We start from the raw sequence: 24,083 nt of genomic DNA on the forward strand, positions 1-24,083 counted from the left end.
TAAAAGGAGAGAAAAAACAGCATGTCAACAAGAGATTTATCCGTTTTAATAAGTGTTGTCCTCATTGTGGCGATGCTGGTGATTCCATTTCCTCCATGGCTGTTAAGTATTTTGATCATTATTAATATTTCTCTTGCGTTGATCGTGCTTCTCACCACAATGAATATGCAGGAAGCGCTTCAGTTTTCGATTTTTCCGTCACTGTTGCTGCTTTTGACCCTATTTCGTTTGGGCTTGAACGTCTCAACTACCCGTTCAATTCTTTCACACGGTGAGGGAGGGAAAGTCGTCGAGACTTTCGGAAATTTCGTTGTCGGCGGAAATGTATTAGTTGGACTCGTTGTATTTATCATCCTTATTATTATTCAGTTTATCGTCATTACAAAAGGTGCTGAACGTGTTTCCGAGGTTGCAGCAAGGTTTACGCTGGACGCAATGCCGGGGAAGCAGATGAGTATTGATGCTGATTTAAACGCAGGGATGATTACCGAACAGGAAGCGAAGCATCGCCGCGAAAAAGTGGCAAGAGAAGCAGACTTTTATGGAGCAATGGACGGTGCCAGTAAATTTGTAAAAGGTGACGCCATTGCCGGAATCATCATTGTGATGATCAATATTATTTTCGGAATCGTGATCGGAATGCTTCAGCAGGGCATGTCCATTCAAGAGGCTGCTTCACACTTTACGATGCTGACTGTAGGGGATGGAATTGTCTCGCAAATCCCGGCACTGTTAATTTCTACGGCTACGGGTATTGTGGTCACAAGAGCTGCATCTGAAGGAAACTTAGGGCATGACATTACAGGCCAGCTGTTTGCGTATCCAAAGCTTTTATACGTCGCAGCAGCTACGATCATGCTTTTAGGTATTTTCACTCCGATCGGCATCCTTCTGACGGGGCCGCTTGCGGGATTGCTTGCTTTTGGCGCATATACACTATCTAAATCAGGTAAGGAAAAAGAAGAAGTGGATGAGATTCTTGAGGAAGAGGCTGAGGTGGACGAGCTTAAAAGCCCTGAAAGTGTTGTTCAGCTTCTGCATATAGATCCGATAGAATTTGAGTTTGGATATGGCCTGATACCGCTTGCTGATGCCAATCAAGGCGGTGATTTATTAGACCGAATTGTTATGATACGCCGTCAGTTGGCTTTGGAACTCGGGCTTGTCATTCCTGTCGTGCGAATCAGAGATAATATAGCGTTGCAGCCTAATGAATACCGATTGAAAATTAAAGGAAACGAAGTAGCAAAAGGCGAGCTGTTGCTTGATCATTATTTAGCGATGTCGCCTACTCCTGAGGACGATCTCATTGAAGGGATTGAAACAGTGGAGCCTTCATTCGGGCTGCCGGCTAAATGGATTAGCGAAGCGGTAAAGGATGAAGCCGACATGCTTGGTTATACAGTAGTTGATCCTGCATCAGTCGTTTCAACGCATATTACGGAGAAAATTAAGCAGCATGCCCACGAATTGATCGGAAGGCAGGAGACAAAACAGCTGATCGATCACTTGAAAGAATCGTATCCAGTCCTGGTTGAAGAGGTTACGCCGAATCCATTGTCTGTCGGTGATATTCAGAAAGTGCTTGCTAAGCTTTTAAAAGAAAAAGTTTCAATTCGAAACTTAGTAACGATTTTTGAAACACTTGCTGACTATGGGAAATTAACAACAGATTCTGATCTTTTGACAGAGTATACAAGACAAGCGCTTGCTAAACAAATTACAGCCCAGTTTGCCAAAGAAAATGAAGTGTTGAAGGTTGTTACTTGTTCCGGCCGTGTAGAAAAAGCAATAGCAGACGGTGTGCAGCAGACGGAACACGGGAACTATTTATCACTTGAACCAGATATTTCAGAAAGTATAGTGCGCTCTGTCGCCAAAGAAGCTGAACAGCTCTCATTACGTCAGGAAACCGCGATTCTTCTTTGCTCGCCGCCTGTCAGAATGTATGTGAAGCAGCTTCTGGAACGGTACTTCCCTGATCTTCCGGTACTCTCTTATAACGAACTTGAGGCGAATGTTGAGGTACAAAGCATTGGAGTGGTGGATATTTAATGAAAATAAAAAAATTTACTGCTGCTTCAATGCAAGAAGCGGCACTTCTCATCAGAAAAGAGTTAGGTAATGAAGCGGTCATATTAAATTCGAAAAAAATTAAAAAGCGAAAATGGTTTGGCCTCGTCAACAAGCCTGCTGTTGAAGTAATCGCCGTATTGGATCAGGACTTTCTTGAGAAAAAAACGCCTCAGAAGGCAGCTGAACCGAAACAAACATTAAAAACTCCGGTCAGCAGTCCAAAAATAGAGGAGAGAACATATCCCCCTCAAATTCCGGCGCAACAGGAGCTAGGTGATTTTTCAGCATATCAATCTGTACTTCCTGAGCCGCTGCGAAAAGCAGAAAAGCTTTTGCAAGAAACAGGGATCAAAGAGTCTACGAAAACGAACACTCTGAAAAAATTGCTTCGCTTCTCTGTTGAAGCAGGCGGCTTGACTGAAGAAAATGTTGTCGGCAAACTTCAGGAAATACTATGCGATATGCTGCCCTCAGCAGACAAGTGGCAGGAGTCAATTCATTCAAAATATATCGTTCTCTTTGGTTCAACAGGGGCTGGTAAAACAACTACACTGGCTAAACTCGCAGCCATATCTATGCTTGAAAAACATAAAAAAATCGCTTTTATTACAACAGATACGTATCGTATTGCAGCTGTTGAACAGTTGAAAACATACGCTGAACTGCTGCAGGCTCCTCTGGAAGTTTGCTATACAAAAGAAGAATTTCAGCAGGCGAAGGAGCTATTTTCTGAGTATGATCATGTGTTTGTTGATACAGCTGGAAGAAACTTCAAAGACCCGCAATACATTGATGAACTGAAAGAAACGATTCCTTTTGAGAGCAGCATTCAGTCATTTCTTGTTTTATCCGCGACTGCAAAATATGAAGATATGAAGCATATTGTCAAACGGTTTTCATCCGTCCCTGTCAATCAGTATATTTTTACGAAAATAGATGAAACGACTTCCTTAGGTTCTGTATTTAATATACTGGCAGAATCAAAAATAGGTGTCGGGTTTATGACTAACGGCCAGAATGTGCCTGAGGATATACAGACTGTATCTCCACTTGGTTTTGTGAGGATGCTGTGCAGATGAACAGATATGACCAAGCAGCAACTTTACGGGCGAAAATGGAAAAACGTGAGCGCGTTCTGCCAATGGTTTATTCACAAAAAGCGAAGACACTTGCTGTCATCAGCGGCAAGGGCGGTGTCGGAAAATCCAATATTACCTTAAATATGGCACTTGCGCTGCAGGATAAAGGTAAGAAGGTGCTGCTCATCGACCTTGATATCGGGATGGGGAACATTGATATATTAATAGGAAATTCATCGTCTGCCACGATAATCGATGTTTTAACCGATCGTAAGCCTTTGCTGCAGTCATTATCCGTTGGCCCAAAGGGTTTGCGGTATATATCAGGGGGAACCGGTCTTGATGTGATGTTTCAGCTCGATCAGAGAAAATGGACGTTTTTTGCCAATGAACTTTCTCATGCATTAAGCCAGTTCGATTATGTGCTGTTTGACATGGGAGCAGGCTTATCAAAAGATCAACTGCCTTTTATTTTATCAGCAGAAGATATTTTGATTATTACAACTCCCGAGCCGACGGCCATTATGGACGCATACAGCGCTGTCAAGCACTTGGTTTTGACAGAAAATAAGCTTTCAATGAAGGTGGCTGTCAATCGGTGCCGTGACCAAAAGGAAGGGCTTGACGCTTTTGCCCGCCTCTCCCGTACAATTCATATGTTTTTGGATGTTCAGGTTCAGTTTGCCGGTTCCGTTTCTGACGATGTGATCGTGAGCAAAGCGGTTGTCGAACAGGTTCCTTTTTTCATAAAAAGCCCTCAGGCAAAAGCCAGCCGGTCAGTCCGTATTTTAGCGGACGCCTTGTTTGAAAGAGAAGAAACGAGACACAAAGAAGACAAACAGACATTTATTGAGAAATTATCTTCTTTTTTAATGAGGAGGGCTTAATTTGATTCGTGTGCTTGTAGTTGATGATTCAGCTTTTATGAGAAAAATGATAAGTGATTTTCTGACCGAAGAAAAGCAGATAGAAGTAATCGGAACTGCGAGAAACGGAGAAGAAGCGCTTAAGAAGATTGAATTATTAAAACCGGATGTTATTACTCTTGATGTTGAAATGCCGGTCATGAATGGGACAGATACGCTCCGCAAAATTATTGAGATTTATAACTTGCCGGTCATTATGGTGTCTAGCCAGACCGAGAAAGGTAAAGAATGCACAATTAATTGTTTGGAGATCGGTGCCTTTGACTTTATCACAAAGCCATCAGGCTCAATATCTCTGGATCTATACAAAATTAAAGAACAACTAGTTGAGCGTGTCGTCGCGGCAGGACTTTCCGGCAAGCGGAAACGTCCTGTTTCCCAGACAGTTCGGCCCGAACCTATTGTGCGTGCTGTCGTTAAGCCTGAATTAAGCAAACCGAAACCTCGCACGGGCAGACAAATTGTGTGTATCGGCACATCAACAGGCGGTCCACGGGCGTTACAAAAGGTGATACCGAAGCTCCCTAAGGATTTGAACGCACCAGTGGTTGTCGTTCAGCACATGCCTGAAGGGTTTACTGCTTCTTTGGCTGATCGGCTGAATCATTTATCTGACATTCAGGTAAAAGAAGCAAAAGATGGTGAAGCAGCTCTTAACGGCTGTGTTTACATAGCACCGGGCGGAAAAAACATATCCGTTATTAAAAACAGCGAAGGACTCCAGGTTGTGCTTGATAACCATGACACACCAAGCCGTCATAAACCATCTGCTGATTATTTATTCCGTTCTGTCGGGAAACTGACAGATTATGAAAAAGTAGCGGTTATCATGACCGGAATGGGCAGTGACGGCACTGCTGGACTAAAGGACATGCTAACAGCCGGCAATGTGAAAGCCATTGCGGAGTCTGAAGAATCTTGTGTCGTATACGGGATGCCAAAAGCTGCTGTTAAAGCGGGTCTCATTCATGAGATTAAACATGTGGAAGATATCGCAGCATCCATCACAAGCTGTGTGAAAAAAGAGAGGGTGTGATTCAAATGGATATGAATCAGTATTTAGATGTCTTTATTGATGAGAGTAAAGAACATTTACAAACATGTAATGAAAAGCTTCTTCTTTTAGAGAAAGACCCGACTGATCTTCAGCTCGTACATGATATATTCAGGGCTGCCCATACATTAAAAGGAATGAGCGCAACGATGGGCTACACGGATTTAGCACATCTTACCCATCTGCTTGAAAACGTGCTGGATGCAATCCGAAACGGAGACATGGAAGTCACCTCAGACTGGCTGGATATTTTGTTTGAAGCTCTGGATCACCTGGAAGCAATGGTTCAGTCTATTATTGATGGCGGGGATGGTAAAAGAGATATCTCAGAAGTGAGTGCCAAGCTTGATGTGAATGGTGCGCACGCTGAATCCGCTGCCTCCGCTGAACCTGCAGAAGCACAGAGTTCAGCATCTGATTGGGAATATGATGAATTTGAACGCACAGTTATACAAGAAGCGGAGGAGCAAGGCTTCAAACGATATGAAATCAAGATTTCTCTGAACGAAAACTGTATGTTAAAAGCAGTTCGTGTCTATATGGTGTTTGAAAAACTAAATGAAGTCGGAGAAGTAGCCAAAACAATTCCAAGTGCTGAAGTGCTTGAAACAGAAGATTTTGGAACTGACTTTCAAGTTTGTTTCTTAACACATCAATCAGCGGAAGACATTGAACAATTAATCAATGGCGTGTCGGAAATTGAGCATGTTGAAGTCATTCAAGGGGCTCCTTTAACATCAGCTGAAAAGCCTGAAGAATCTAAGCAAGAAGATTCACCAGCAGCAGCTGTACCTGCGAAGCAGGAGAAACAAAAACAGCCTGCTAAAAACGATGAACAGGCGAAGCATTCAGCCGGCGGATCTAAAACAATTCGTGTCAACATTGACAGGCTTGATTCTTTAATGAACTTATTTGAAGAGCTTGTCATTGACCGCGGGCGTCTCGAGCAGATTGCGAAAGAGCTTGAGCATAATGAACTGACTGAAACGGTTGAACGAATGACGAGAATTTCCGGAGATTTGCAATCGATTATTCTGAATATGAGAATGGTCCCGGTTGAAACTGTTTTTAACAGATTCCCGAGAATGATTCGCCAGCTTCAGAAAGAGCTGAATAAAAAAATTGAACTCTCGATCATCGGTGCGGAAACTGAACTGGATCGTACAGTAATTGATGAAATCGGAGATCCACTCGTTCACTTGATCAGAAACAGTATTGACCATGGTATCGAGGCGCCGGAAACACGTTTGCAAAAGGGAAAACCGGAATCAGGAAAAGTTGTGCTTAAAGCTTATCACAGCGGCAACCATGTCTTTATCGAAGTAGAGGATGACGGCGCAGGCCTTAATCGAAAAAAAATTCTGGAAAAAGCGCTTGAGCGCGGGGTCATAACGGAAAAAGAAGCTGAAACCTTAGAAGACAACCAAATTTACGAATTGATTTTTGCTCCGGGGTTCTCAACTGCTGACCAAATTTCTGATATTTCCGGCCGCGGTGTAGGACTTGACGTTGTAAAAAACAAACTGGAGTCTCTTGGCGGTTCAGTCAGTGTGAAATCAGCCGAGGGTCAAGGCTCTCTATTCAGCATCCAGCTGCCGCTTACCTTGTCTATTATTTCAGTTCTGCTGATTAAGTTGGAAGAAGAGACATTTGCCATTCCGATTTCTTCAATCATTGAGACAGCAGTTATTGACAGAAAAGACATTTTGCAAACGCATGACCGTGAAGTGATTGACTTTAGAGGGCATATTGTCCCTGTCGTTTATTTAAAAGAAGAGTTTAAAATAGAAGATACAAGAAAAGATGCGGAACAGCTCCATATCATTGTCGTGAAAAAAGGCGACAAACCTACTGCATTTGTGGTGGACTCCTTTATTGGCCAGCAGGAAGTTGTGCTGAAATCACTCGGAGATTATTTAACAAACGTCTTTGCAATTTCCGGAGCTACTATTTTAGGAGACGGAGAAGTAGCGCTCATTATTGATTGTAATGCACTGATTATTTAACCATTCGAGGAGGTGTCTCACATGACTGCAGAAATTAAAACAGGCGAAAAAATGATAGTCTTTATGGTAAATGGCAAAGAATATGCCATTTCCGTCACTCAGGTGAAATCAATTGAAAAATGGCAAAAGCCAACGAGGGTACCTGGCGTCGAACCATATATTTGCGGGGTAATCAATTTACGCGGGGTGGTGACTCCGGTTATTGATTTAAGAAAACGCCTGAATTTGCCAGAGTATGAAATTACAGATGAAACACGAATTATCATTATTGCTTATCGTGATATTGAAGTCGGCTGGATTGTGGATGAAGCGAATGATGTGATTACCGTACACGAAAGTGAAATAGAATCTGCTCCAGAAGGCGTTCAGAAAGATACGGATGTGTCGATCGAACAGATTGTGAAACAAGAGAACAGACTCTTAAATATTATTGATGCGAACGCGGTTTTGGATAAAGAATCATCTCAGTCCGCTGTGCCCGATCAAGCTTAATCTTAAAGGGGTTATGACATGAGTATTTTTAATGGAATCAAAGAAGAGCAGATGGACATTTTGCGGGAAGTCGGCAATATAGGCGCCGGCCACTCCGCCTCTGCAATGGCCCAGCTGTTAAATAGAAAGATAGATATGGAAGTCCCATTTGCAAAGCTGCTGTCTTTTGATGAGCTTGTTGATTTTTTCGGCGGCGCCGATGTCCCGGTTGCCAGCATCTTTTTAAGAATGGAAGGCGATTTAACGGGTTCAATGTTCTTTATAATGCCTTTTTTTCAGGCGGAGCAGTTTATCAGAGAGCTGATTGGAAACCCCGATTTTGACATAGAGGACTTAGGTGAAGACCACATGAGCTCATCCGCTTTGCATGAACTGGGCAATATTTTAGCGGGGTCATATTTAACAGCTTTGGCGGATTTGACGAAACTCCAGCTCTATCCAAGTGTTCCTGAAGTCTCATTGGACATGTTCGGAGCTGTGATCAGCGAAGGGCTGATGGAGCTCAGTCAGGTTGGAGAACACGCCATTGTTGTCGACACGTCAATTTTTGACCAAAGCCATCAGCAGGAGCTGAAAGCGCATATGTTTATGCTGCCGGACTATGATTCATTTGAAAAGCTCTTTGTCGCCTTAGGTGCATCATTATGAGTACAACTGAGGCTGTTGTTATAAAGGTTGGGATTGCTGACGTGAAGATCGCCCGCTTCCCGGATACCATCCGGACCTCTGGTTTGGGCTCATGTGTGGGGCTGGTGCTTTATGATAAAGAAAAGCAAACGGCGGGTCTTGTTCATGTCATGCTTCCGGATTCGACGTTATCGAAAACTGCCGAGCTCAACCGGGCTAAGTACGCTGACACCGCCGTACAGACCACGATTGATATGCTGATAGAAGCGGGATGCCGGAAATTTGCATTAAAAGCAAAGCTGGCCGGCGGATCAGAGATGTTTAAATTTAAATCGACAAATGATTTGATGAAGATCGGACCGAGAAATGTATTAGCGATAAAAGAACAGCTGTCTTTATTTAATATTCCTATTATTAGTGAAGATACGGGCGGCTCAAGCGGCCGGACGATAGAATTTGAACCGAAGTCCTGCATGCTGCATATTCGAACTGTTAAACAAGGTGAAAAAACGATTTAATTAAGGTATTAGGGGGATAACAATGCAATCCTTGAATTATGAAGATCAGGTGCTTTGGACGCGCTGGAAAGAGTGGAAAGATCCTAAAGCCGGTGACGACTTAATGCGCCGTTACATGCCGCTTGTCACATATCATGTAGGCAGAATTTCTGTCGGACTGCCGAAATCAGTGCATAAAGACGATCTTATGAGCCTTGGTATGCTTGGTTTATATGATGCCCTTGAAAAATTTGACCCCAGCCGGGACTTAAAATTTGATACCTACGCCTCGTTTAGAATTCGCGGCGCAATCATAGACGGGCTTCGTAAAGAAGATTGGCTGCCCAGAACCTCGCGCGAAAAAACAAAAAAGGTTGAAGCAGCAATTGAAAAGCTTGAACAGCGGTATCTTCGGAATGTATCGCCCGCGGAAATTGCAGAGGAACTCGGAATGACGGTACAGGATGTCGTGTCAACAATGAATGAAGGTTTTTTTGCAAATCTGCTGTCAATTGATGAAAAGCTCCATGATCAAGATGACGGGGAAAACATTCAAGTCATGATCAGAGATGACAAAAATGTTCCGCCTGAAGAAAAGATTATGAAGGATGAACTGATTGCACAGCTTGCGGAAAAAATTCACGAACTCTCTGAAAAAGAACAGCTGGTTGTCAGTTTGTTCTACAAAGAGGAGTTGACACTGACAGAAATCGGACAAGTATTAAATCTTTCTACGTCCCGCATATCTCAGATCCATTCAAAGGCATTATTTAAATTAAAGAATCTGCTGGAAAAAGTGATACAATAATGAATTTCATGGTTAGCGAGTGAAAAACATGTCAACACTATTATGGCTTTTAAGCTTTATGCTCCACGGCGTTCTTCTGTACGCTGTCATTATCCTGTATACGAGGCTCGCTGCAGTGAAAGAAACAGAAAAACAGCAAAAACAGATACTTGAAGAGACGGAAAACACCTTGGCGGCATTTCTGCTTGAATTAAAAGAAGAAAATGAGAAACTGATAGAAAATAAAGCTTCATCTGCAAGTCAATCAGATGAAGAATCCCAAAAGTCAGGCCTTCAGACCTCTGAAACATATCAAGAGCGGGATCCAGTCCAAGAGGCAGAGAATCTTCCTGAACATATTGAAGGTCTGATTACAGAGGTTGACCGTCGGGAAGAGCTCGTAAACAGTGAGGTCCAATCATTTGAAGACCAGGTCATAGAATTATATGAACAGGGATATTCGGCAAGTCAAATTGCCCAGAAAATGAAGAGCGGAAAGACAGAAATCGAGCTATTTTTAAAATTTCGCTCCAAAGGTGTAAAGGATTCTTGATTGTCGGATAAAGCTGTGTTATATTATGTCTTGGTGTTAAATACACACGCTTAACGATTTATGCAGAGGGTGCTGCAGGCGGCAGTTCTGTACAAAAATGACCTAAGCGGAGGAAAAAAACCATTATATTAGGAGGAAATAACATGTCAGTCATTTCTATGAAGCAATTGCTTGAAGCTGGTGTTCACTTCGGTCACCAAACACGCCGTTGGAACCCAAAAATGAAGCGTTACATTTTCACGGAGCGTAACGGAATCTACATCATTGACCTTCAAAAAACAGTCAAAAAAGTAGAGGAAGCTTACAACTTCACTAAAAATCTTGCTGCTGAAGGCGGAAAAATCCTTTTCGTCGGAACAAAAAAACAAGCTCAAGATTCTGTTAAAGAAGAAGCTCAACGCTCTGGCATGTACTATGTCAACCAACGCTGGTTGGGCGGTACATTAACAAACTTCGAAACAATCCAAAAACGTATTAAACGTCTTAAAGACATTGAAAAAATGCAAGAAAACGGTACGTTTGATGTACTTCCTAAAAAAGAAGTCGTTCAATTGAAAAAAGAATTAGAGCGTCTTGAAAAATTCCTAGGCGGAATTAAAGATATGAAGGATCTTCCTGATGCATTATTCATCATCGATCCTCGCAAAGAGCGCATCGCTGTTGCGGAAGCTCGCAAATTAAACATCCCTATCATCGGTATCGTAGATACTAACTGTGATCCAGATGAAATCGATGTTGTTATCCCAGCGAACGATGACGCTATCCGCGCTGTTAAACTTCTAACTTCTAAAATGGCAGATGCAATCTTAGAAGCGAAGCAAGGCGAAGAAGAAGCGGAAGTTGCTGAAGAAACTGCACCAGAAACAGAAACAACAACTGCGTAACCTATTCAAAAGGTGATAAGAGGGACTGCCTTTTATCACCTTTTTTCAAGAAAAATGTGTAATATACATACTCTTGTTTAAACATATAAGGAGGAATACAAATGGCAATTACTGCACAGCAAGTAAAAGAACTGCGTGAAAAAACTGGCGCGGGCATGATGGATTGTAAAAAAGCGTTAACTGAAACTGACGGAGATATGGACAAAGCAATTGACCTTTTAAGAGAAAAAGGAATTGCAAAAGCAGCGAAAAAAGCTGACCGTATCGCAGCAGAAGGTTCTACTCTTATTAAAACTGACGGCAACAAAGGCGTTATCCTAGAAGTAAACTCTGAAACTGATTTCGTTGCGAAAAACGAAGGTTTTAAAGAGCTTCTTAACACTTTAGCTGACCACCTTCTTGCAAACACGCCAGCTGATGTTGAAGAAGCAATGGGCCAAAAAATGGAAAATGGCTCAACTGTTGAAGAGTACATCACAAGCGCAGTTGCTAAAATCGGTGAGAAAATCACTCTTCGCCGCTTTACAGTTCTTACAAAAGACGACAGCTCTGCATTCGGTGCGTACCTTCACATGGGCGGCCGCATCGGTGTATTAACTGTTCTCAACGGTACAACTGATGAAGAAACTGCGAAAGATATCGCAATGCACGTTGCTGCAGTTAACCCTCGTTACATTTCTCGTGATCAAGTATCTGAAGAAGAAACAAATCATGAGCGTCAAATCTTAACTCAGCAAGCCCTCCAAGAAGGCAAACCTGAAAACATCGTAGCGAAAATGGTTGAAGGCCGTCTGAACAAATTCTTCGAAGAAATTTGTCTATTAGACCAAGCGTTCGTTAAAAACCCAGATGAAAAAGTGAAACAAGTTATTGCAGCGAAAAACGCTACTGTTCAAACTTTTGTCCGCTATGAAGTTGGAGAAGGCATCGAAAAACGTCAAGAAAACTTTGCTGAAGAAGTAATGAACCAAGTGAAAAAATAATGGTGAAAAGATTTCGCGGCTAAGTCGCGTCTTTTCAGGCAGTATAGGGGACACATTTTGTGTTCCCTATTTTTAAAACTATATTTACAAACCTTTTTTTCTCTTGCATAATAGAAAACGGCAATGTTTACACTTGGAGGTTATCATGGAAAAACCAAAATACAAACGTATCGTATTAAAGCTTAGCGGGGAAGCATTGGCAGGAGAACAGGGAAATGGAATTAACCCGACTGTCATTCAATCCATTGCAAAGCAAGTGAAGGAAATCGCTGAGCTTGAAGTCGAAGTGGCTGTTGTTGTAGGCGGCGGCAACTTATGGCGCGGAAAAACAGGAAGTGACCTGGGCATGGACCGCGCGACTGCTGACTATATGGGAATGCTGGCGACAGTAATGAATTCGCTTGCTCTTCAAGACAGCTTGGAAACACTCGGAATCCAGTCCAGAGTGCAAACATCCATTGAAATGAGACAAGTTGCTGAACCGTACATAAGAAGAAAAGCGATACGCCACTTAGAGAAAAAACGTGTCGTTATTTTCGCTGCGGGCACAGGAAACCCATATTTCTCAACTGATACGACAGCTGCACTGCGGGCTGCTGAAATTGAGGCAGACGTTATTTTAATGGCTAAAAATAACGTTGACGGTGTGTATAATGCTGATCCTAGAAAAGATGAATCAGCTGTTAAGTATGAATCACTTTCTTATCTTGACGTTCTTAAAGACGGCCTGGAAGTCATGGATTCAACAGCTTCCTCTTTATGCATGGACAATGACATTCCGCTTATCGTCTTTTCTATTATGGAAGAAGGAAATATCAAACGTGCCGTTATCGGTGAATCAATCGGAACGATCGTGAGGGGGAAATAACGTGTCAAAAGAAGTATTAACTCAAACAAAAGAAAAAATGGAAAAAGCAATTGCTGCTTATCAGCGCGAATTGGCTACTGTACGCGCAGGCCGTGCAAATCCATCATTATTAGATAAAGTAACGGTTGAATATTACGGAGCGCAGACACCTTTAAATCAGTTGTCTTCTATTAACGTGCCTGAAGCTCGTATGCTCGTTATCACACCATACGATAAAACAGCAATCGGCGATATCGAAAAAGCGATTTTAAAAGCTGATTTAGGTCTTACACCAACAAGTGACGGCAATATGATTCGAATTGCAATTCCGGCACTAACAGAAGAGAGACGGAAAGAATTAGTGAAAGTTGTAAAAAAATATGCTGAAGAAGCAAAAGTAGCTGTTCGTAACGTTCGCCGTGATGCTAACGATGATCTCAAAAAACTTGAGAAAAACGGAGACATTACTGAGGATGAACTGCGTGCTTCCACTGAAGACGTTCAAAAACTGACAGATGAATATGTGTCAAAAATTGACAGTGTCACAAAAGACAAAGAAAAAGAAATCATGGAAGTTTAATGAAAAACTATGTACAATAGATAATAGTGAAAAGACCCTCTCATGTTTACAGGGGGTTTTTTTGTTAATACTGTTGATTACATTGATTATCAGCAGGGAATGTAACCTTTTTGGGTGACGGAGGAATCTCATGCTCAACATACTCAAAAATTGGAAGAATCAGCAAACTGCGGCTTCCAACTTAGAACGTTATACAAAAGAAGACATACTTAAGGGAGAAATTCCCGAACACATCGCCATTATCATGGATGGAAATGGCCGTTGGGCTAAAAAACGCTCTCTTCCCAGAATTGCAGGCCACCATGAAGGGATGAAGGTGGTAAAAAGGACCACGAAGCTCGCAAACGAATTAGGTGTCAAAGTACTGACATTGTATGCATTTTCAACAGAAAACTGGAAAAGACCGAAAATGGAGGTCGATTTTTTAATGAAGCTTCCGGAAGAATTTTTGAATACGTATCTTCCAGAGCTTGTTGAGGAAAATGTACAGGTTCGGATCATTGGGGATGAAACGGCTTTGCCGGCGCACACATTACGTGCGATTGAAAAAGCTGTACAGGACACGGCGCAAAACGACGGAATGATCCTTAATTTTGCTCTTAACTATGGAGGCCGTACTGAAATTGTCAGTGCTGCAAAATCACTCGCGGAAAAAGTGAAGGAAGGCTCTTTGAATATTGAAGACATTGATGAATCGCTTTTTTCTACTTATTTGATGACTGAATCTTTGCAGGATCCTGAACTTTTAATTCGAACGAGCGGCGAGATAAGGCTGAGTAATTTTATGCTATGGCAGGTTGCCTACAGTGAATTTGTCTTTACTGACGTCTTGTGGCCTGACTTTAAAGAAGATCACTTCTTGCAGGCGTTAGGAGAGTTTCAGCAGAGAGGCCGGAGGTTTGGCGGAATTTAGAGGATGGTGGACATGAAACAAAGAATTTTGACAGGTGTTCTGGCAGCAATTGTATTTTTATTTTTGGTTATTGTCGGGAAATTGCCGTTCACCATATTAATTTATGCTATGGGCAGTGTGGCGCTTTTTGAACTTTTACGGATGAAAAAGCTGAAGCTGGTTTCACTGCCGGGTTTGATCGGTCTTTTATTATTGTGGATGTTCTTATTACCAAGCCAGTATTCGTTTTTTGAAGCGGACGGGATTTCCAAAATGGAAATCGCTTTATTTGCGGTACTGCTATTGCTGACTTACACAGTGTTGGTCAAGAACACCTTTACTTTTGATGAAGTCGGGTTTATTACGCTTGCAGCAATTTACATCGGAATGTGTTTTCATTATTTTATCGAAATCAGAAATCTTGACCAATACGGATTAACATACATTTTTTATGCGTGTGTTGTCATTTGGTCCACCGATTCCGGTGCCTATTTTGTCGGTAAATCGCTTGGGAAGCGGAAACTGTGGCCTGAAATCAGTCCGAATAAAACAGTGGAAGGGTTTGCAGGCGGAATTGTCATCGCACTTGTATTGGCGACGATTTTTCAGCTTGTTGCACAACTTCCGATCCCGTATATCTATCTGCTGTTGATCACGCTGTTTTTGTCTGTTTTTGGACAACTGGGAGATTTAGTGGAATCCGCCTTGAAAAGACATTACGATGTAAAGGATTCTGGGAATATTCTTCCCGGGCATGGCGGTATATTAGACCGTTTTGACAGTTTCTTGTTTGTCATGCCTTTCTTGTACTTTCTGCTTGCCCTTTTTTCATAAAAAAGTCTAATATGAATATGAGACTGATCATGCAGCAATAAGAATAGGAGTAGTGGCAACTTTGAAAAATATTTGTCTTTTAGGAGCAACAGGATCAATCGGCGAACAGACTCTTGATGTACTGCGTGCACATCAAGACCAATTTCAGCTGGTATCTATGTCGTTTGGCAGAAATATTGATAAGGCCGTTCCAATGATTGAGGTCTTTCAGCCGAAGTTTGTCTCTGTCGGTGATCTGGATACATATCATAAATTAAAACAAATGTCTTTTTCTTTTGAATGCCAAATCGGGCTGGGAGAAGAAGGACTGATAGAAGCAGCAGTGATGGAGGAGGTTGACATTGTTGTCAACGCTTTGCTTGGAAGCGTCGGTCTTATCCCGACATTAAAGGCAATTGAACAGAAAAAAACAATTGCGCTTGCAAATAAGGAAACTCTTGTCACTGCAGGGCATATAGTAAAAGAACATGCTAAGAAATATGATGTTCCGCTGCTGCCTGTTGACAGTGAGCATTCAGCCATTTTTCAAGCTCTTCAAGGCGAACAGGCTAAAAACATTGAACGCCTCATCATTACGGCATCCGGCGGAAGTTTTCGGGACAAGACGCGGGAGGAGCTCGAATCAGTAACGGTTGAAGATGCATTAAAACATCCAAACTGGTCAATGGGTGCAAAAATTACAATTGATTCGGCTACAATGATGAATAAGGGATTAGAGGTGATCGAGGCACACTGGCTTTTCGATATACCTTATGAACAAATTGATGTGGTTTTACATAAGGAGAGCATCATCCATTCAATGGTTGAGTTCCATGATAAAAGTGTGATCGCACAGCTCGGAACTCCGGATATGAGAGTCCCCATTCAATATGCGCTCACTTATCCTGACCGATTGCCATTACCAGATGCGAAAAGGCTTGAATTATGGGAAATCGGCAGCCTTCATTTTGAGAAAGCTGATTTTGACAGGTTCCGATGCTTACAATTTGCTTTTGAATCAGGTAAAATAGGAGGAACAATGCCGACAGTGCTAAATGCGGCAAACGAAGTAGCTGTCGCTGCCTTTTTAGCTGGCAAGATACCGTTTTTGGCTATTGAAGACTGTATCGAAAAGGCACTAACCCGCCATCAATTACTGAAAAAACCGAGCCTGGCGGACATTCAAGAAGTGGACAAAGATACCCGGGGATACGTCAATTCAATACTCACATAAGGTGGTATGTTCGTGAATACAGTTATAGCGTTTATCATTATTTTCGGAACGCTCGTTTTCTTCCATGAACTGGGCCATTTATTGCTAGCCCAAAGAGCGGGAATTCTCTGCCGTGAATTTGCGATCGGCTTCGGTCCAAAGATTTTTTCTTTCAAAAAAAATGAAACAGTTTATACGATCAGGCTGCTTCCGGTCGGCGGATTTGTTCGTATGGCCGGCGAAGATCCGGAAATGATTGAGGTGAAACCCGGATACACGGTCGGGCTTCTGTTTAATAAGGAAGATCAAGTTGAGAAAGTCATCATCAATCAAAAGGAAAAATATCCGGATGCTTTAGTCATTGAAGTGGAAACAGCGGATCTAGAGCATGACATGAAGATCACCGGTTATGAACAGGGGAAAGAGGACGAACTTTCCAGCTTTACTGTCAGCGAAACATCCTTTTTTATTGTAGACGGAGAAGAAGTGCAGATTGCGCCGTATAATCGCCAATTTGGTTCCAAACCTGTATGGCAGCGGATTAAAGCAATTGCTGCAGGGCCGATTATGAACTTTATTTTAGCTTACGTCATTTTAGTGATGCTTGGGCTGATTCAAGGCGTACCGTCAAATGAACCTATGCTCGGGCAGCTGACAGACAATGGACGGGCGGCTGAAGCAGGGCTAAAAGAAGGGGATTATATCCAAAGCATTAACGGAGAGAAAATGAGGTCTTGGACTGACATTGTCTCCGCTGTAAAAGAAAACCCGGAGAAAGAAATGGACGTTGCAGTAAAAAGAGATAACAAAACGCTTCATATTTCGGTGACTCCGGAAGCTGTTAAAGATGAGAACAAAAAAACAATCGGACGTTTCGGTTCCTATGCGCCGACTGAAAAAGGCGTACTCTCAGCGGTTGCTTACGGCGCGACATCAACAGTTGATGTCACCAAAGCCATTTTAACCAATCTGAGCAAATTAGTAACAGGCCAATTTAAACTCGATATGCTGTCAGGTCCTGTCGGCATATATGACATGACAGACCAAGTGGCGAAAACAGGGATCGTGAACTTATTTCAGTTTGCGGCGTTTTTAAGCATTAACCTTGGGATTGTCAACCTGCTTCCGATTCCGGCACTTGACGGAGGAAGACTGTTGTTTCTATTTATTGAAGCGATTCGGGGCAAACCGATTAACAGGGAAAAAGAAGCATTTGTTGTGTTTATCGGAGTAGCTTTCTTAATGCTTCTTATGCTGGTTGTCACATGGAACGATATCCAGCGGCTGTTTTTGTAAACGAAAAGTAAATCAATCAGAGGTGCGAAGAAATGAGACAAAGCTTGACGCTTATTCCTACGCTCCGTGAAGTTCCAGCTGATGCCGAAGCAAAAAGTCATCAGCTTCTTCTGAGAGCAGGATTTATCAGACAGAATACGAGCGGGGTATACAGCTATATGCCTCTTGCGTATAAGGTGATTCAAAACATTCAGCAGATTGTTCGAGAGGAAATGGAGAAAATTGATGCCGTAGAAATGCTCATGCCCGCATTGCAGCAGGCAGAGACATGGCAGGAATCAGGCAGATGGTATACGTATGGTCCCGAACTGATGAGACTAAAAGACCGTCATGGCCGTGAATTTGCTTTAGGGGCAACGCATGAAGAGGTTATCACTTCGCTTGTTCGCGATGAGGTTAAATCTTATAAGCGTCTCCCTCTGACTCTTTATCAAATTCAGTCTAAGTTCAGAGATGAAAAACGTCCTCGCTTCGGTTTGTTAAGAGGCCGCGAATTTATTATGAAGGATGCGTACTCTTTCCATGCATCTGCAGAGAGCCTGGATGAAACGTATCAAAAAATGTACGAGGCCTATTCTAATATTTTTGCCCGCTGCGGCATTAATGTAAGACCTGTTATCGCTGATTCAGGCGCAATGGGAGGAAAGGATACGCACGAATTTATGGCACTTTCTGCGATCGGAGAGGATACGATTGCGTATTCTGATGAATCACAGTACGCGGCTAATATCGAGATGGCTGAAGTTCTTCACCAGGAAGTTCCTTCAGATGAAGAGCCTAAAGCTCTAGAGAAGGTTCATACGCCTAACGTGAAAACAATCGAAGAACTGACTGCGTTCTTACAGGTTTCGGCTGAAGCGTGCATTAAGTCAGTATTGTTTAAAGCTGATGACCGTTTTGTCTTAGTGCTTGTAAGAGGGGATCATGAAGTTAACGATATTAAAGTGAAAAACTTGCTTCATGCAGAAGTTGTAGAGCTTGCTACACATGAAGAGGTCATTCAGCAGCTCGGAACAGAGCCAGGCTTTGTAGGCCCTGTCGGTATTCATCAGGATGTGGAAGTATATGCCGATCAAGCTGTGAAAGCAATGGTTAATGCTGTTGCCGGGGCAAATGAAGGAGATCATCATTATAAAAATGTCAATGTGAATCGTGACGCGCAAATTAAAGAATTTGCTGATCTTCGTTTTATTAAAGAAGGTGATCCTTCACCAGACGGCAAGGGAACGATCCGTTTTGCTGAGGGAATCGAAGTCGGACAAGTCTTTAAGCTCGGAACACGCTATTCAGAAGCGATGAATGCGACATATTTAGATGAAAACGGACGCGCGCAGCCAATGCTGATGGGCTGTTACGGAATCGGTGTGTCAAGAACGCTTTCTGCTATTGCTGAACAGCATCACGACGAAAAAGGCTTAATATGGCCAAAAAGCGTTGCGCCGTACGATCTTCATATTCTTGCTTTGAACATGAAAAACGATGGGCAAAGAGAGCTTGCTGAAAAGCTGTATGCCGATTTAAAAGCGGAAGGCTATGAAGTGCTCTATGATGACCGTGCTGAGCGTGCCGGCGTAAAATTCGCTGATTCAGATTTAATCGGCCTTCCAATCCGCATCACTGTCGGAAAACGAGCTGACGAAGGAATCGTCGAAGTGAAAATTCGTCAAACTGGTGAGTCAACTGAGATTTCAGTAGACGAATTATCTGCGTTTATCAGCAAGCAGTAATCACCATAACGATTTATCAAAAAACATGTTAAAATAGAAATAATAGAAGGTACCTCATTGCCTGAGGTACCTTCACTTATGATGTTTTTAGGGAGGGATACTGTCTTAATGGAACAGTTATCAGTAAACAGAAGGCAGTTTCAAATTCTTCTGCAGCAGATTAATATGACAGATGATACCTTCATGACATACTTTGAACATGGCGAGATTAAAAAGCTGACAATTCACAAAGCTTCTAAGTCTTGGCATTTTCATTTTCAATTTAAATCTTTGCTGCCTTTTCAAATATATGACACATTAACAACGAGGCTGACGCAATCGTTTGCCCACATAGCAAAAGTGACATCTTCAATTGAAGTTCAGGATGCCGAGGTCAGTGAAAGTATCGTTCAAGACTACTGGTCACGCTGCATTGAAGAACTGCAGGGCATTTCGCCGCCGATTATCAGTCTTTTAAACCAGCAAAAACCGAAGCTGAAGGGCAATAAACTGATTGTCAAAACCAAAACAGATACAGAAGCGGCTGCGCTAAAGAACAAATACAGTTCCATGATTCAAGCAGAATACCGTCAATTTGGCTTTCCGGATCTTCAGCTTGATGCTGAAATATTTGTATCCGAGCAAGAAGTTCAAAAGTTTCGGGAGCAAAAGCTTGCGGAAGACCAAGAGCGGGCTATGCAGGCCTTGATTGAAATGGAGAAGAAAGATAAAGAAAGTGATGAAGACCAAGCACCATCTGGTCCTCTTGTTATCGGTTATCAAATTAAAGATAACGAGGAAATCCGAACACTTGACAGCATCATGGACGAAGAACGGAGAATTACGGTCCAAGGTTATGTGTTTGATGTGGAGACGCGCGAGCTGAAGAGCGGGCGCACGCTGTGTATCTTCAAAATTACAGACTATACAAATAGTATTTTGATCAAAATGTTTGCACGTGAAAAAGAAGATGCGGCGCTGATGAAGTCTCTGAAAAAAGGAATGTGGGTAAAAGCACGCGGAAGCATTCAAAATGATACATTTGTCAGAGACCTTGTCATGATCGCAAATGACGTAAACGAAATAAAAGCAAAAACCCGTGAAGATTCAGCACCTGAAGGAGAAAAAAGAGTGGAATTGCATCTTCATTCCCCAATGAGCCAAATGGATGCTGTTACGGGTATCGGAAAGCTTGTCGAACAGGCGAAAAAATGGGGGCATGAGGCCATCGCTTTGACCGACCATGCTGTCGTTCAATCCTTCCCTGATGCGTATTCTGCGGCCAAAAAGCATGGAATTAAAATGATTTACGGGATGGAAGCGAATCTCGTGGATGATGGCGTGCCAATTGCTTATAATGCCGCACATCGTCTGCTCGAAGAAGAAACATATGTTGTTTTTGACGTTGAGACGACAGGATTGTCTGCTGTATACGATACCATTATTGAGCTGGCTGCAGTAAAAGTAAAAGGCGGAGAAATTATTGATAAATTTGAGGCGTTTGCGAACCCGCATCGTCCGCTTTCCGCCACAATCATAGAGCTGACAGGGATCACAGATGATATGCTACAAGACGCTCCGGATGTCGTAGATGTAATAAGAGATTTCAGAGAATGGATTGGCGATGATATTCTTGTCGCTCATAATGCAAGCTTTGATATGGGATTCTTAAATGTAGCCTATAAAAAACTTCTTGAAGTCGAAAAAGCTAAAAACCCAGTCATTGATACGCTTGAACTTGGACGTTTTCTCTATCCGGAATTTAAGAACCACCGGTTGAACACACTTTGTAAAAAGTTTGATATCGAGCTCACACAGCATCACCGTGCGATCTATGATACTGAGGCAACCGCTTATTTGCTTCTGAAAATGCTGAAAGACGCAGCTGAAAAAGGTATTCAGTACCATGATGAGTTGAATGAAAATATGGGTCAGTCCAATGCTTATCAAAGATCAAGACCGTATCATGCAACATTACTTGCCGTGAACAGCACGGGACTTAAAAATTTATTTAAGCTTGTGTCACTTTCTCATATTCATTATTTTTACAGAGTGCCGCGTATTCCGAGATCTCAGCTTGAGAAATACAGGGAAGGGCTTCTGATCGGTTCTGCTTGTGACAGGGGAGAGGTTTTTGAGGGAATGATGCAAAAATCGCCTGAAGAGGTGGAAGATATCGCGTCATTCTATGATTACCTTGAGGTTCAGCCGCCTGAAGTGTATCGTCACTTGCTGGAGCTTGAACTGGTCCGTGATGAAAAAGCGCTGAAAGAAATTATTGCGAATATCACGAAGCTGGGGGAAAAGCTTAATAAACCGGTTGTTGCTACGGGAAATGTTCATTACTTGAATGATGAGGATAAAATCTACAGAAAGATTTTAATATCCTCACAAGGCGGGGCAAATCCGCTGAATAGGCATGAACTGCCGAAAGTGCATTTCAGAACGACAGACGAAATGCTTGAAGCTTTTTCTTTCTTAGGTGAAGAAAAAGCGAAGGAGATCGTAGTCACCAATACCCAAAAGGTTGCTTCTTTAGTTGATGACATCAAGCCGATTAAAGATGATTTATATACGCCGAAAATCGAAGGCGCTGATGAAGAGATCAGAGAAATGAGCTATCAGCGTGCAAGAAGCATTTACGGGGAAGAGCTGCCTGAAATTGTCGAAGCGCGGATTGAAAAAGAGTTAAAGAGTATTATTGGCCACGGATTTGCTGTTATTTACTTGATCTCTCACAAACTTGTAAAACGTTCACTAGATGACGGGTATCTCGTTGGTTCCCGTGGTTCCGTAGGATCTTCATTAGTTGCGACACTTACTGAGATTACTGAGGTAAACCCGCTGCCGCCGCACTATGTTTGTCCTGAGTGCCAGCATTCTGAGTTCTTTAATGACGGTTCTGTCGGTTCTGGTTTTGACCTGCCTGACAAGACATGCCCTCATTGCGGAACGCCTTTGAAAAAAGACGGCCATGATATTCCATTTGAAACGTTCTTAGGATTTAAAGGGGACAAAGTACCTGATATCGATTTGAACTTCTCAGGGGAATATCAGCCGCAAGCACACAATTACACAAAAGTATTGTTCGGAGAAGACAATGTATATCGTGCGGGAACAATAGGCACGGTGGCAGAAAAAACAGCCTACGGTTATGTAAAAGGCTATGCCGGAGACAACAATCTTCATATGCGCGGTGCCGAAATAGATCGGCTCGTACAGGGATGCACAGGTGTAAAACGTACAACTGGACAGCACCCTGGCGGTATTATCGTAGTTCCGGATTATATGGATATTTATGATTTTTCACCGATCCAGTTCCCGGCAGATGCCACAGGTTCAGAGTGGAAAACGACTCATTTTGATTTCCACTCCATCCATGACAACCTGTTAAAACTTGATATTCTCGGACACGATGACCCGACTGTTATTCGGATGCTTCAAGACTTAAGCGGAATAGATCCGAAAACAATTCCGACGGATGATCCTGAAGTGATGAAGATCTTCCAGGGAACCGAATCACTCGGTGTGACTGAAGAACAGATTGGCTGTAAAACGGGCACTCTTGGAATTCCTGAATTCGGAACCCGATTTGTCCGGCAGATGCTTGAAGATACAAAGCCGACCACTTTTTCTGAGCTCGTTCAGATTTCAGGCTTGTCTCACGGAACTGATGTATGGCTTGGCAATGCACAGGAGCTCATCCACAATAATATTTGTGAGCTGAGTGAGGTTATCGGCTGCCGTGATGACATTATGGTTTATTTAATCTATCAAGGCCTTGAGCCGTCCCTTGCCTTTAAAATCATGGAATTCGTGCGTAAAGGAAAAGGATTAACGCCTGAATGGGAAGAAGAAATGAAAAATAACAATGTCCCAGACTGGTATATTGATTCCTGTAAAAAGATTAAATACATGTTCCCGAAAGCCCACGCCGCGGCATATGTCTTAATGGCAGTCCGCATTGCTTACTTTAAAGTGCATCATGCTCTTTTGTATTATGCGGCTTATTTTACCGTTCGTGCAGATGACTTTGATATTGATACAATGATCAAGGGCTCTACAGCAATCAGAGCGGTAATGGAGGATATAAACGCTAAAGGACTTGATGCTTCACCGAAGGAAAAGAACCTTCTGACTGTTTTAGAATTAGCGCTTGAGATGTGTGAGAGAGGCTATTCATTCCAAAAAGTCGATTTATATCGCTCCAGCGCCACAGAGTTTATTATTGACGGCAACAGTCTTATTCCGCCGTTTAACTCTATTCCAGGGTTAGGGACGAACGCTGCTTTGAACATTGTAAAAGCTCGCGAAGAAGGCGAATTCCTCTCAAAAGAAGATTTGCAAAAGAGAGGGAAAGTATCAAAAACGATTTTAGAGTACTTAGATCGCCATGGCTGTCTGGAGTCACTGCCTGATCAAAACCAATTGTCACTGTTCTAATATGGAAAGCAGAATTTCTCAGAAATTCTGCTTCTATGCATACATAAGCGCAAAAAGTGCCATCGTAATATTAGAGTTTCTGTCACTTGCTTAGGTATGAAGGTAAGCGTATATCCATTTGCAATAAAAATATGGTTATGGTATAGTTTTATTGGAAATGCTAACGATTACCGAGGCAAAGAGTGGGGAAACCCGCTCTTTTGTATTGAACAGGAGAATTTTGTCTCGACATGTTCATCGTTTACTTTTTAGCCCCTGCTCTTTTGAAGCAGGGTTTTTATGCAGAGTGACGAGACGAATATGAGATCGACAGCACAAGGAGGAAGAAC

The 24,083-nt window shown here is 42.5% G+C and carries 20 protein-coding genes; all 20 read left to right on the forward strand.

Annotated features, from left to right (window positions below; all coding sequences use genetic code 11):
- Nucleotides 1–21 precede the first annotated feature (21 nt).
- The 20 genes from flhA to MHB62_RS08830 all read left to right on the forward strand — a co-directional run bounded on the left by flhA (nucleotide 22) and on the right by MHB62_RS08830 (nucleotide 23,754).
- Nucleotides 22–2,055, forward strand: a complete 2,034-nt coding sequence (gene flhA, locus MHB62_RS08735; protein ID WP_003231947.1) for a flagellar biosynthesis protein FlhA — start codon at nucleotides 22–24, stop codon at nucleotides 2,053–2,055.
- The gene (flhF, locus tag MHB62_RS08740; RefSeq protein ID WP_029317798.1) at nucleotides 2,055–3,155 is read left to right on the forward strand and encodes a flagellar biosynthesis protein FlhF; all 1,101 of its coding nucleotides are present in this window, start codon (nucleotides 2,055–2,057) and stop codon (nucleotides 3,153–3,155) included. Before flhA ends, flhF begins: the two co-directional genes overlap by 1 nt.
- Nucleotides 3,146–4,042 carry a flagellum location/number ATPase FlhG gene (gene flhG, locus MHB62_RS08745; RefSeq protein WP_010886507.1) on the forward strand — a complete coding sequence of 299 codons (897 nt, stop codon included), beginning with the start codon at nucleotides 3,146–3,148 and terminating at the stop codon, nucleotides 4,040–4,042. The genes flhF and flhG overlap by 10 nt, the downstream gene beginning before the upstream one ends.
- A 1-nt stretch (nucleotide 4,043) precedes the next feature.
- Nucleotides 4,044–5,117 (forward strand): protein-glutamate O-methylesterase CheB, encoded by a 1,074-nt coding sequence (gene cheB / locus MHB62_RS08750; RefSeq protein WP_032721561.1) that lies wholly within the window; start codon nucleotides 4,044–4,046, stop codon nucleotides 5,115–5,117.
- Nucleotides 5,118–5,122: 5 nt separating this feature from the next.
- Entirely contained in the window at nucleotides 5,123–7,141 is a 2,019-nt protein-coding gene (gene cheA / locus MHB62_RS08755) for a chemotaxis protein CheA (RefSeq protein ID WP_014476817.1), read from the forward strand.
- A gap of 21 nt (nucleotides 7,142–7,162) precedes the next feature.
- The gene (cheW, locus tag MHB62_RS08760) at nucleotides 7,163–7,633 is read left to right on the forward strand and encodes a chemotaxis protein CheW (RefSeq protein WP_003231938.1); all 471 of its coding nucleotides are present in this window, start codon (nucleotides 7,163–7,165) and stop codon (nucleotides 7,631–7,633) included.
- 18 nt (nucleotides 7,634–7,651) lie between these two features.
- A complete protein-coding gene (cheC, locus tag MHB62_RS08765) occupies nucleotides 7,652–8,281 on the forward strand; it encodes a CheY-P phosphatase CheC (protein WP_003231935.1) in 630 nt (209 codons plus the stop codon).
- Nucleotides 8,278–8,778 carry a chemoreceptor glutamine deamidase CheD gene (gene cheD, locus MHB62_RS08770; RefSeq protein WP_003244852.1) on the forward strand — a complete coding sequence of 167 codons (501 nt, stop codon included), beginning with the start codon at nucleotides 8,278–8,280 and terminating at the stop codon, nucleotides 8,776–8,778. Before cheC ends, cheD begins: the two co-directional genes overlap by 4 nt.
- A 22-nt stretch (nucleotides 8,779–8,800) precedes the next feature.
- The gene (sigD, locus tag MHB62_RS08775; RefSeq protein WP_003220911.1) at nucleotides 8,801–9,565 is read left to right on the forward strand and encodes an RNA polymerase sigma-28 factor SigD; all 765 of its coding nucleotides are present in this window, start codon (nucleotides 8,801–8,803) and stop codon (nucleotides 9,563–9,565) included.
- A gap of 28 nt (nucleotides 9,566–9,593) precedes the next feature.
- Nucleotides 9,594–10,097, forward strand: coding sequence for a swarming motility protein SwrB (gene swrB / locus MHB62_RS08780; protein WP_009967248.1), 504 nt, complete (start codon nucleotides 9,594–9,596; stop codon nucleotides 10,095–10,097).
- A 143-nt stretch (nucleotides 10,098–10,240) separates the two neighbouring features.
- Nucleotides 10,241–10,981, forward strand: coding sequence for a 30S ribosomal protein S2 (gene rpsB, locus MHB62_RS08785; RefSeq protein WP_003220918.1), 741 nt, complete (start codon nucleotides 10,241–10,243; stop codon nucleotides 10,979–10,981).
- 101 nt (nucleotides 10,982–11,082) lie between these two features.
- Nucleotides 11,083–11,964 (forward strand): translation elongation factor Ts, encoded by an 882-nt coding sequence (gene tsf, locus MHB62_RS08790; RefSeq protein WP_003231929.1) that lies wholly within the window; start codon nucleotides 11,083–11,085, stop codon nucleotides 11,962–11,964.
- A gap of 145 nt (nucleotides 11,965–12,109) precedes the next feature.
- Nucleotides 12,110–12,832 carry a UMP kinase gene (gene pyrH, locus MHB62_RS08795; protein WP_003220923.1) on the forward strand — a complete coding sequence of 241 codons (723 nt, stop codon included), beginning with the start codon at nucleotides 12,110–12,112 and terminating at the stop codon, nucleotides 12,830–12,832.
- Between the two features lies 1 nt (nucleotide 12,833).
- Nucleotides 12,834–13,391, forward strand: coding sequence for a ribosome recycling factor (gene frr / locus MHB62_RS08800; protein WP_003231927.1), 558 nt, complete (start codon nucleotides 12,834–12,836; stop codon nucleotides 13,389–13,391).
- Nucleotides 13,392–13,521: 130 nt separating this feature from the next.
- The gene (locus MHB62_RS08805) at nucleotides 13,522–14,304 is read left to right on the forward strand and encodes an isoprenyl transferase (protein ID WP_003231925.1); all 783 of its coding nucleotides are present in this window, start codon (nucleotides 13,522–13,524) and stop codon (nucleotides 14,302–14,304) included.
- 3 nt (nucleotides 14,305–14,307) lie between these two features.
- A complete protein-coding gene (gene cdsA, locus MHB62_RS08810; protein WP_003231924.1) occupies nucleotides 14,308–15,117 on the forward strand; it encodes a phosphatidate cytidylyltransferase in 810 nt (269 codons plus the stop codon).
- 61 nt (nucleotides 15,118–15,178) lie between these two features.
- Nucleotides 15,179–16,330 (forward strand): 1-deoxy-D-xylulose-5-phosphate reductoisomerase, encoded by a 1,152-nt coding sequence (gene dxr / locus MHB62_RS08815; protein WP_003245155.1) that lies wholly within the window; start codon nucleotides 15,179–15,181, stop codon nucleotides 16,328–16,330.
- Between the two features lie 6 nt (nucleotides 16,331–16,336).
- A complete protein-coding gene (rseP, locus tag MHB62_RS08820) occupies nucleotides 16,337–17,605 on the forward strand; it encodes an RIP metalloprotease RseP (RefSeq protein ID WP_010886508.1) in 1,269 nt (422 codons plus the stop codon).
- A 32-nt stretch (nucleotides 17,606–17,637) separates the two neighbouring features.
- A complete protein-coding gene (proS, locus tag MHB62_RS08825) occupies nucleotides 17,638–19,332 on the forward strand; it encodes a proline--tRNA ligase (RefSeq protein ID WP_003231918.1) in 1,695 nt (564 codons plus the stop codon).
- A gap of 108 nt (nucleotides 19,333–19,440) precedes the next feature.
- Complete coding sequence (locus MHB62_RS08830) at nucleotides 19,441–23,754, forward strand: PolC-type DNA polymerase III (protein WP_003245843.1); 4,314 nt, start codon at nucleotides 19,441–19,443, stop codon at nucleotides 23,752–23,754.
- The last annotated feature ends 329 nt before the right edge of the window (nucleotides 23,755–24,083 follow it).

The organism is Bacillus sp. FSL K6-0255 (assembly GCF_045040725.1).
Taxonomy (GTDB): Bacteria; Bacillota; Bacilli; order Bacillales; family Bacillaceae; genus Bacillus; species Bacillus subtilis.

What these genes read in the sequence shown, in the direction of transcription:
- flhA (WP_003231947.1), top strand. Translation starts at nt 22, where the DNA reads ATGTCAACAAGAGATTTATCCGTTTTAATAAGTGTTGTCCTCATTGTG.
- flhF (WP_029317798.1), top strand. Translation starts at nt 2,055, where the DNA reads ATGAAAATAAAAAAATTTACTGCTGCTTCAATGCAAGAAGCGGCACTT.
- cheA (WP_014476817.1), top strand. Translation starts at nt 5,123, where the DNA reads ATGGATATGAATCAGTATTTAGATGTCTTTATTGATGAGAGTAAAGAA.
- cheW (WP_003231938.1), top strand. Translation starts at nt 7,163, where the DNA reads ATGACTGCAGAAATTAAAACAGGCGAAAAAATGATAGTCTTTATGGTA.
- cheC (WP_003231935.1), top strand. Translation starts at nt 7,652, where the DNA reads ATGAGTATTTTTAATGGAATCAAAGAAGAGCAGATGGACATTTTGCGG.
- cheD (WP_003244852.1), top strand. Translation starts at nt 8,278, where the DNA reads ATGAGTACAACTGAGGCTGTTGTTATAAAGGTTGGGATTGCTGACGTG.
- sigD (WP_003220911.1), top strand. Translation starts at nt 8,801, where the DNA reads ATGCAATCCTTGAATTATGAAGATCAGGTGCTTTGGACGCGCTGGAAA.
- swrB (WP_009967248.1), top strand. Translation starts at nt 9,594, where the DNA reads ATGTCAACACTATTATGGCTTTTAAGCTTTATGCTCCACGGCGTTCTT.
- rpsB (WP_003220918.1), top strand. Translation starts at nt 10,241, where the DNA reads ATGTCAGTCATTTCTATGAAGCAATTGCTTGAAGCTGGTGTTCACTTC.
- tsf (WP_003231929.1), top strand. Translation starts at nt 11,083, where the DNA reads ATGGCAATTACTGCACAGCAAGTAAAAGAACTGCGTGAAAAAACTGGC.
- pyrH (WP_003220923.1), top strand. Translation starts at nt 12,110, where the DNA reads ATGGAAAAACCAAAATACAAACGTATCGTATTAAAGCTTAGCGGGGAA.
- MHB62_RS08805 (WP_003231925.1), top strand. Translation starts at nt 13,522, where the DNA reads ATGCTCAACATACTCAAAAATTGGAAGAATCAGCAAACTGCGGCTTCC.
- cdsA (WP_003231924.1), top strand. Translation starts at nt 14,308, where the DNA reads ATGGTGGACATGAAACAAAGAATTTTGACAGGTGTTCTGGCAGCAATT.
- rseP (WP_010886508.1), top strand. Translation starts at nt 16,337, where the DNA reads ATGTTCGTGAATACAGTTATAGCGTTTATCATTATTTTCGGAACGCTC.
- proS (WP_003231918.1), top strand. Translation starts at nt 17,638, where the DNA reads ATGAGACAAAGCTTGACGCTTATTCCTACGCTCCGTGAAGTTCCAGCT.
- MHB62_RS08830 (WP_003245843.1), top strand. Translation starts at nt 19,441, where the DNA reads ATGGAACAGTTATCAGTAAACAGAAGGCAGTTTCAAATTCTTCTGCAG.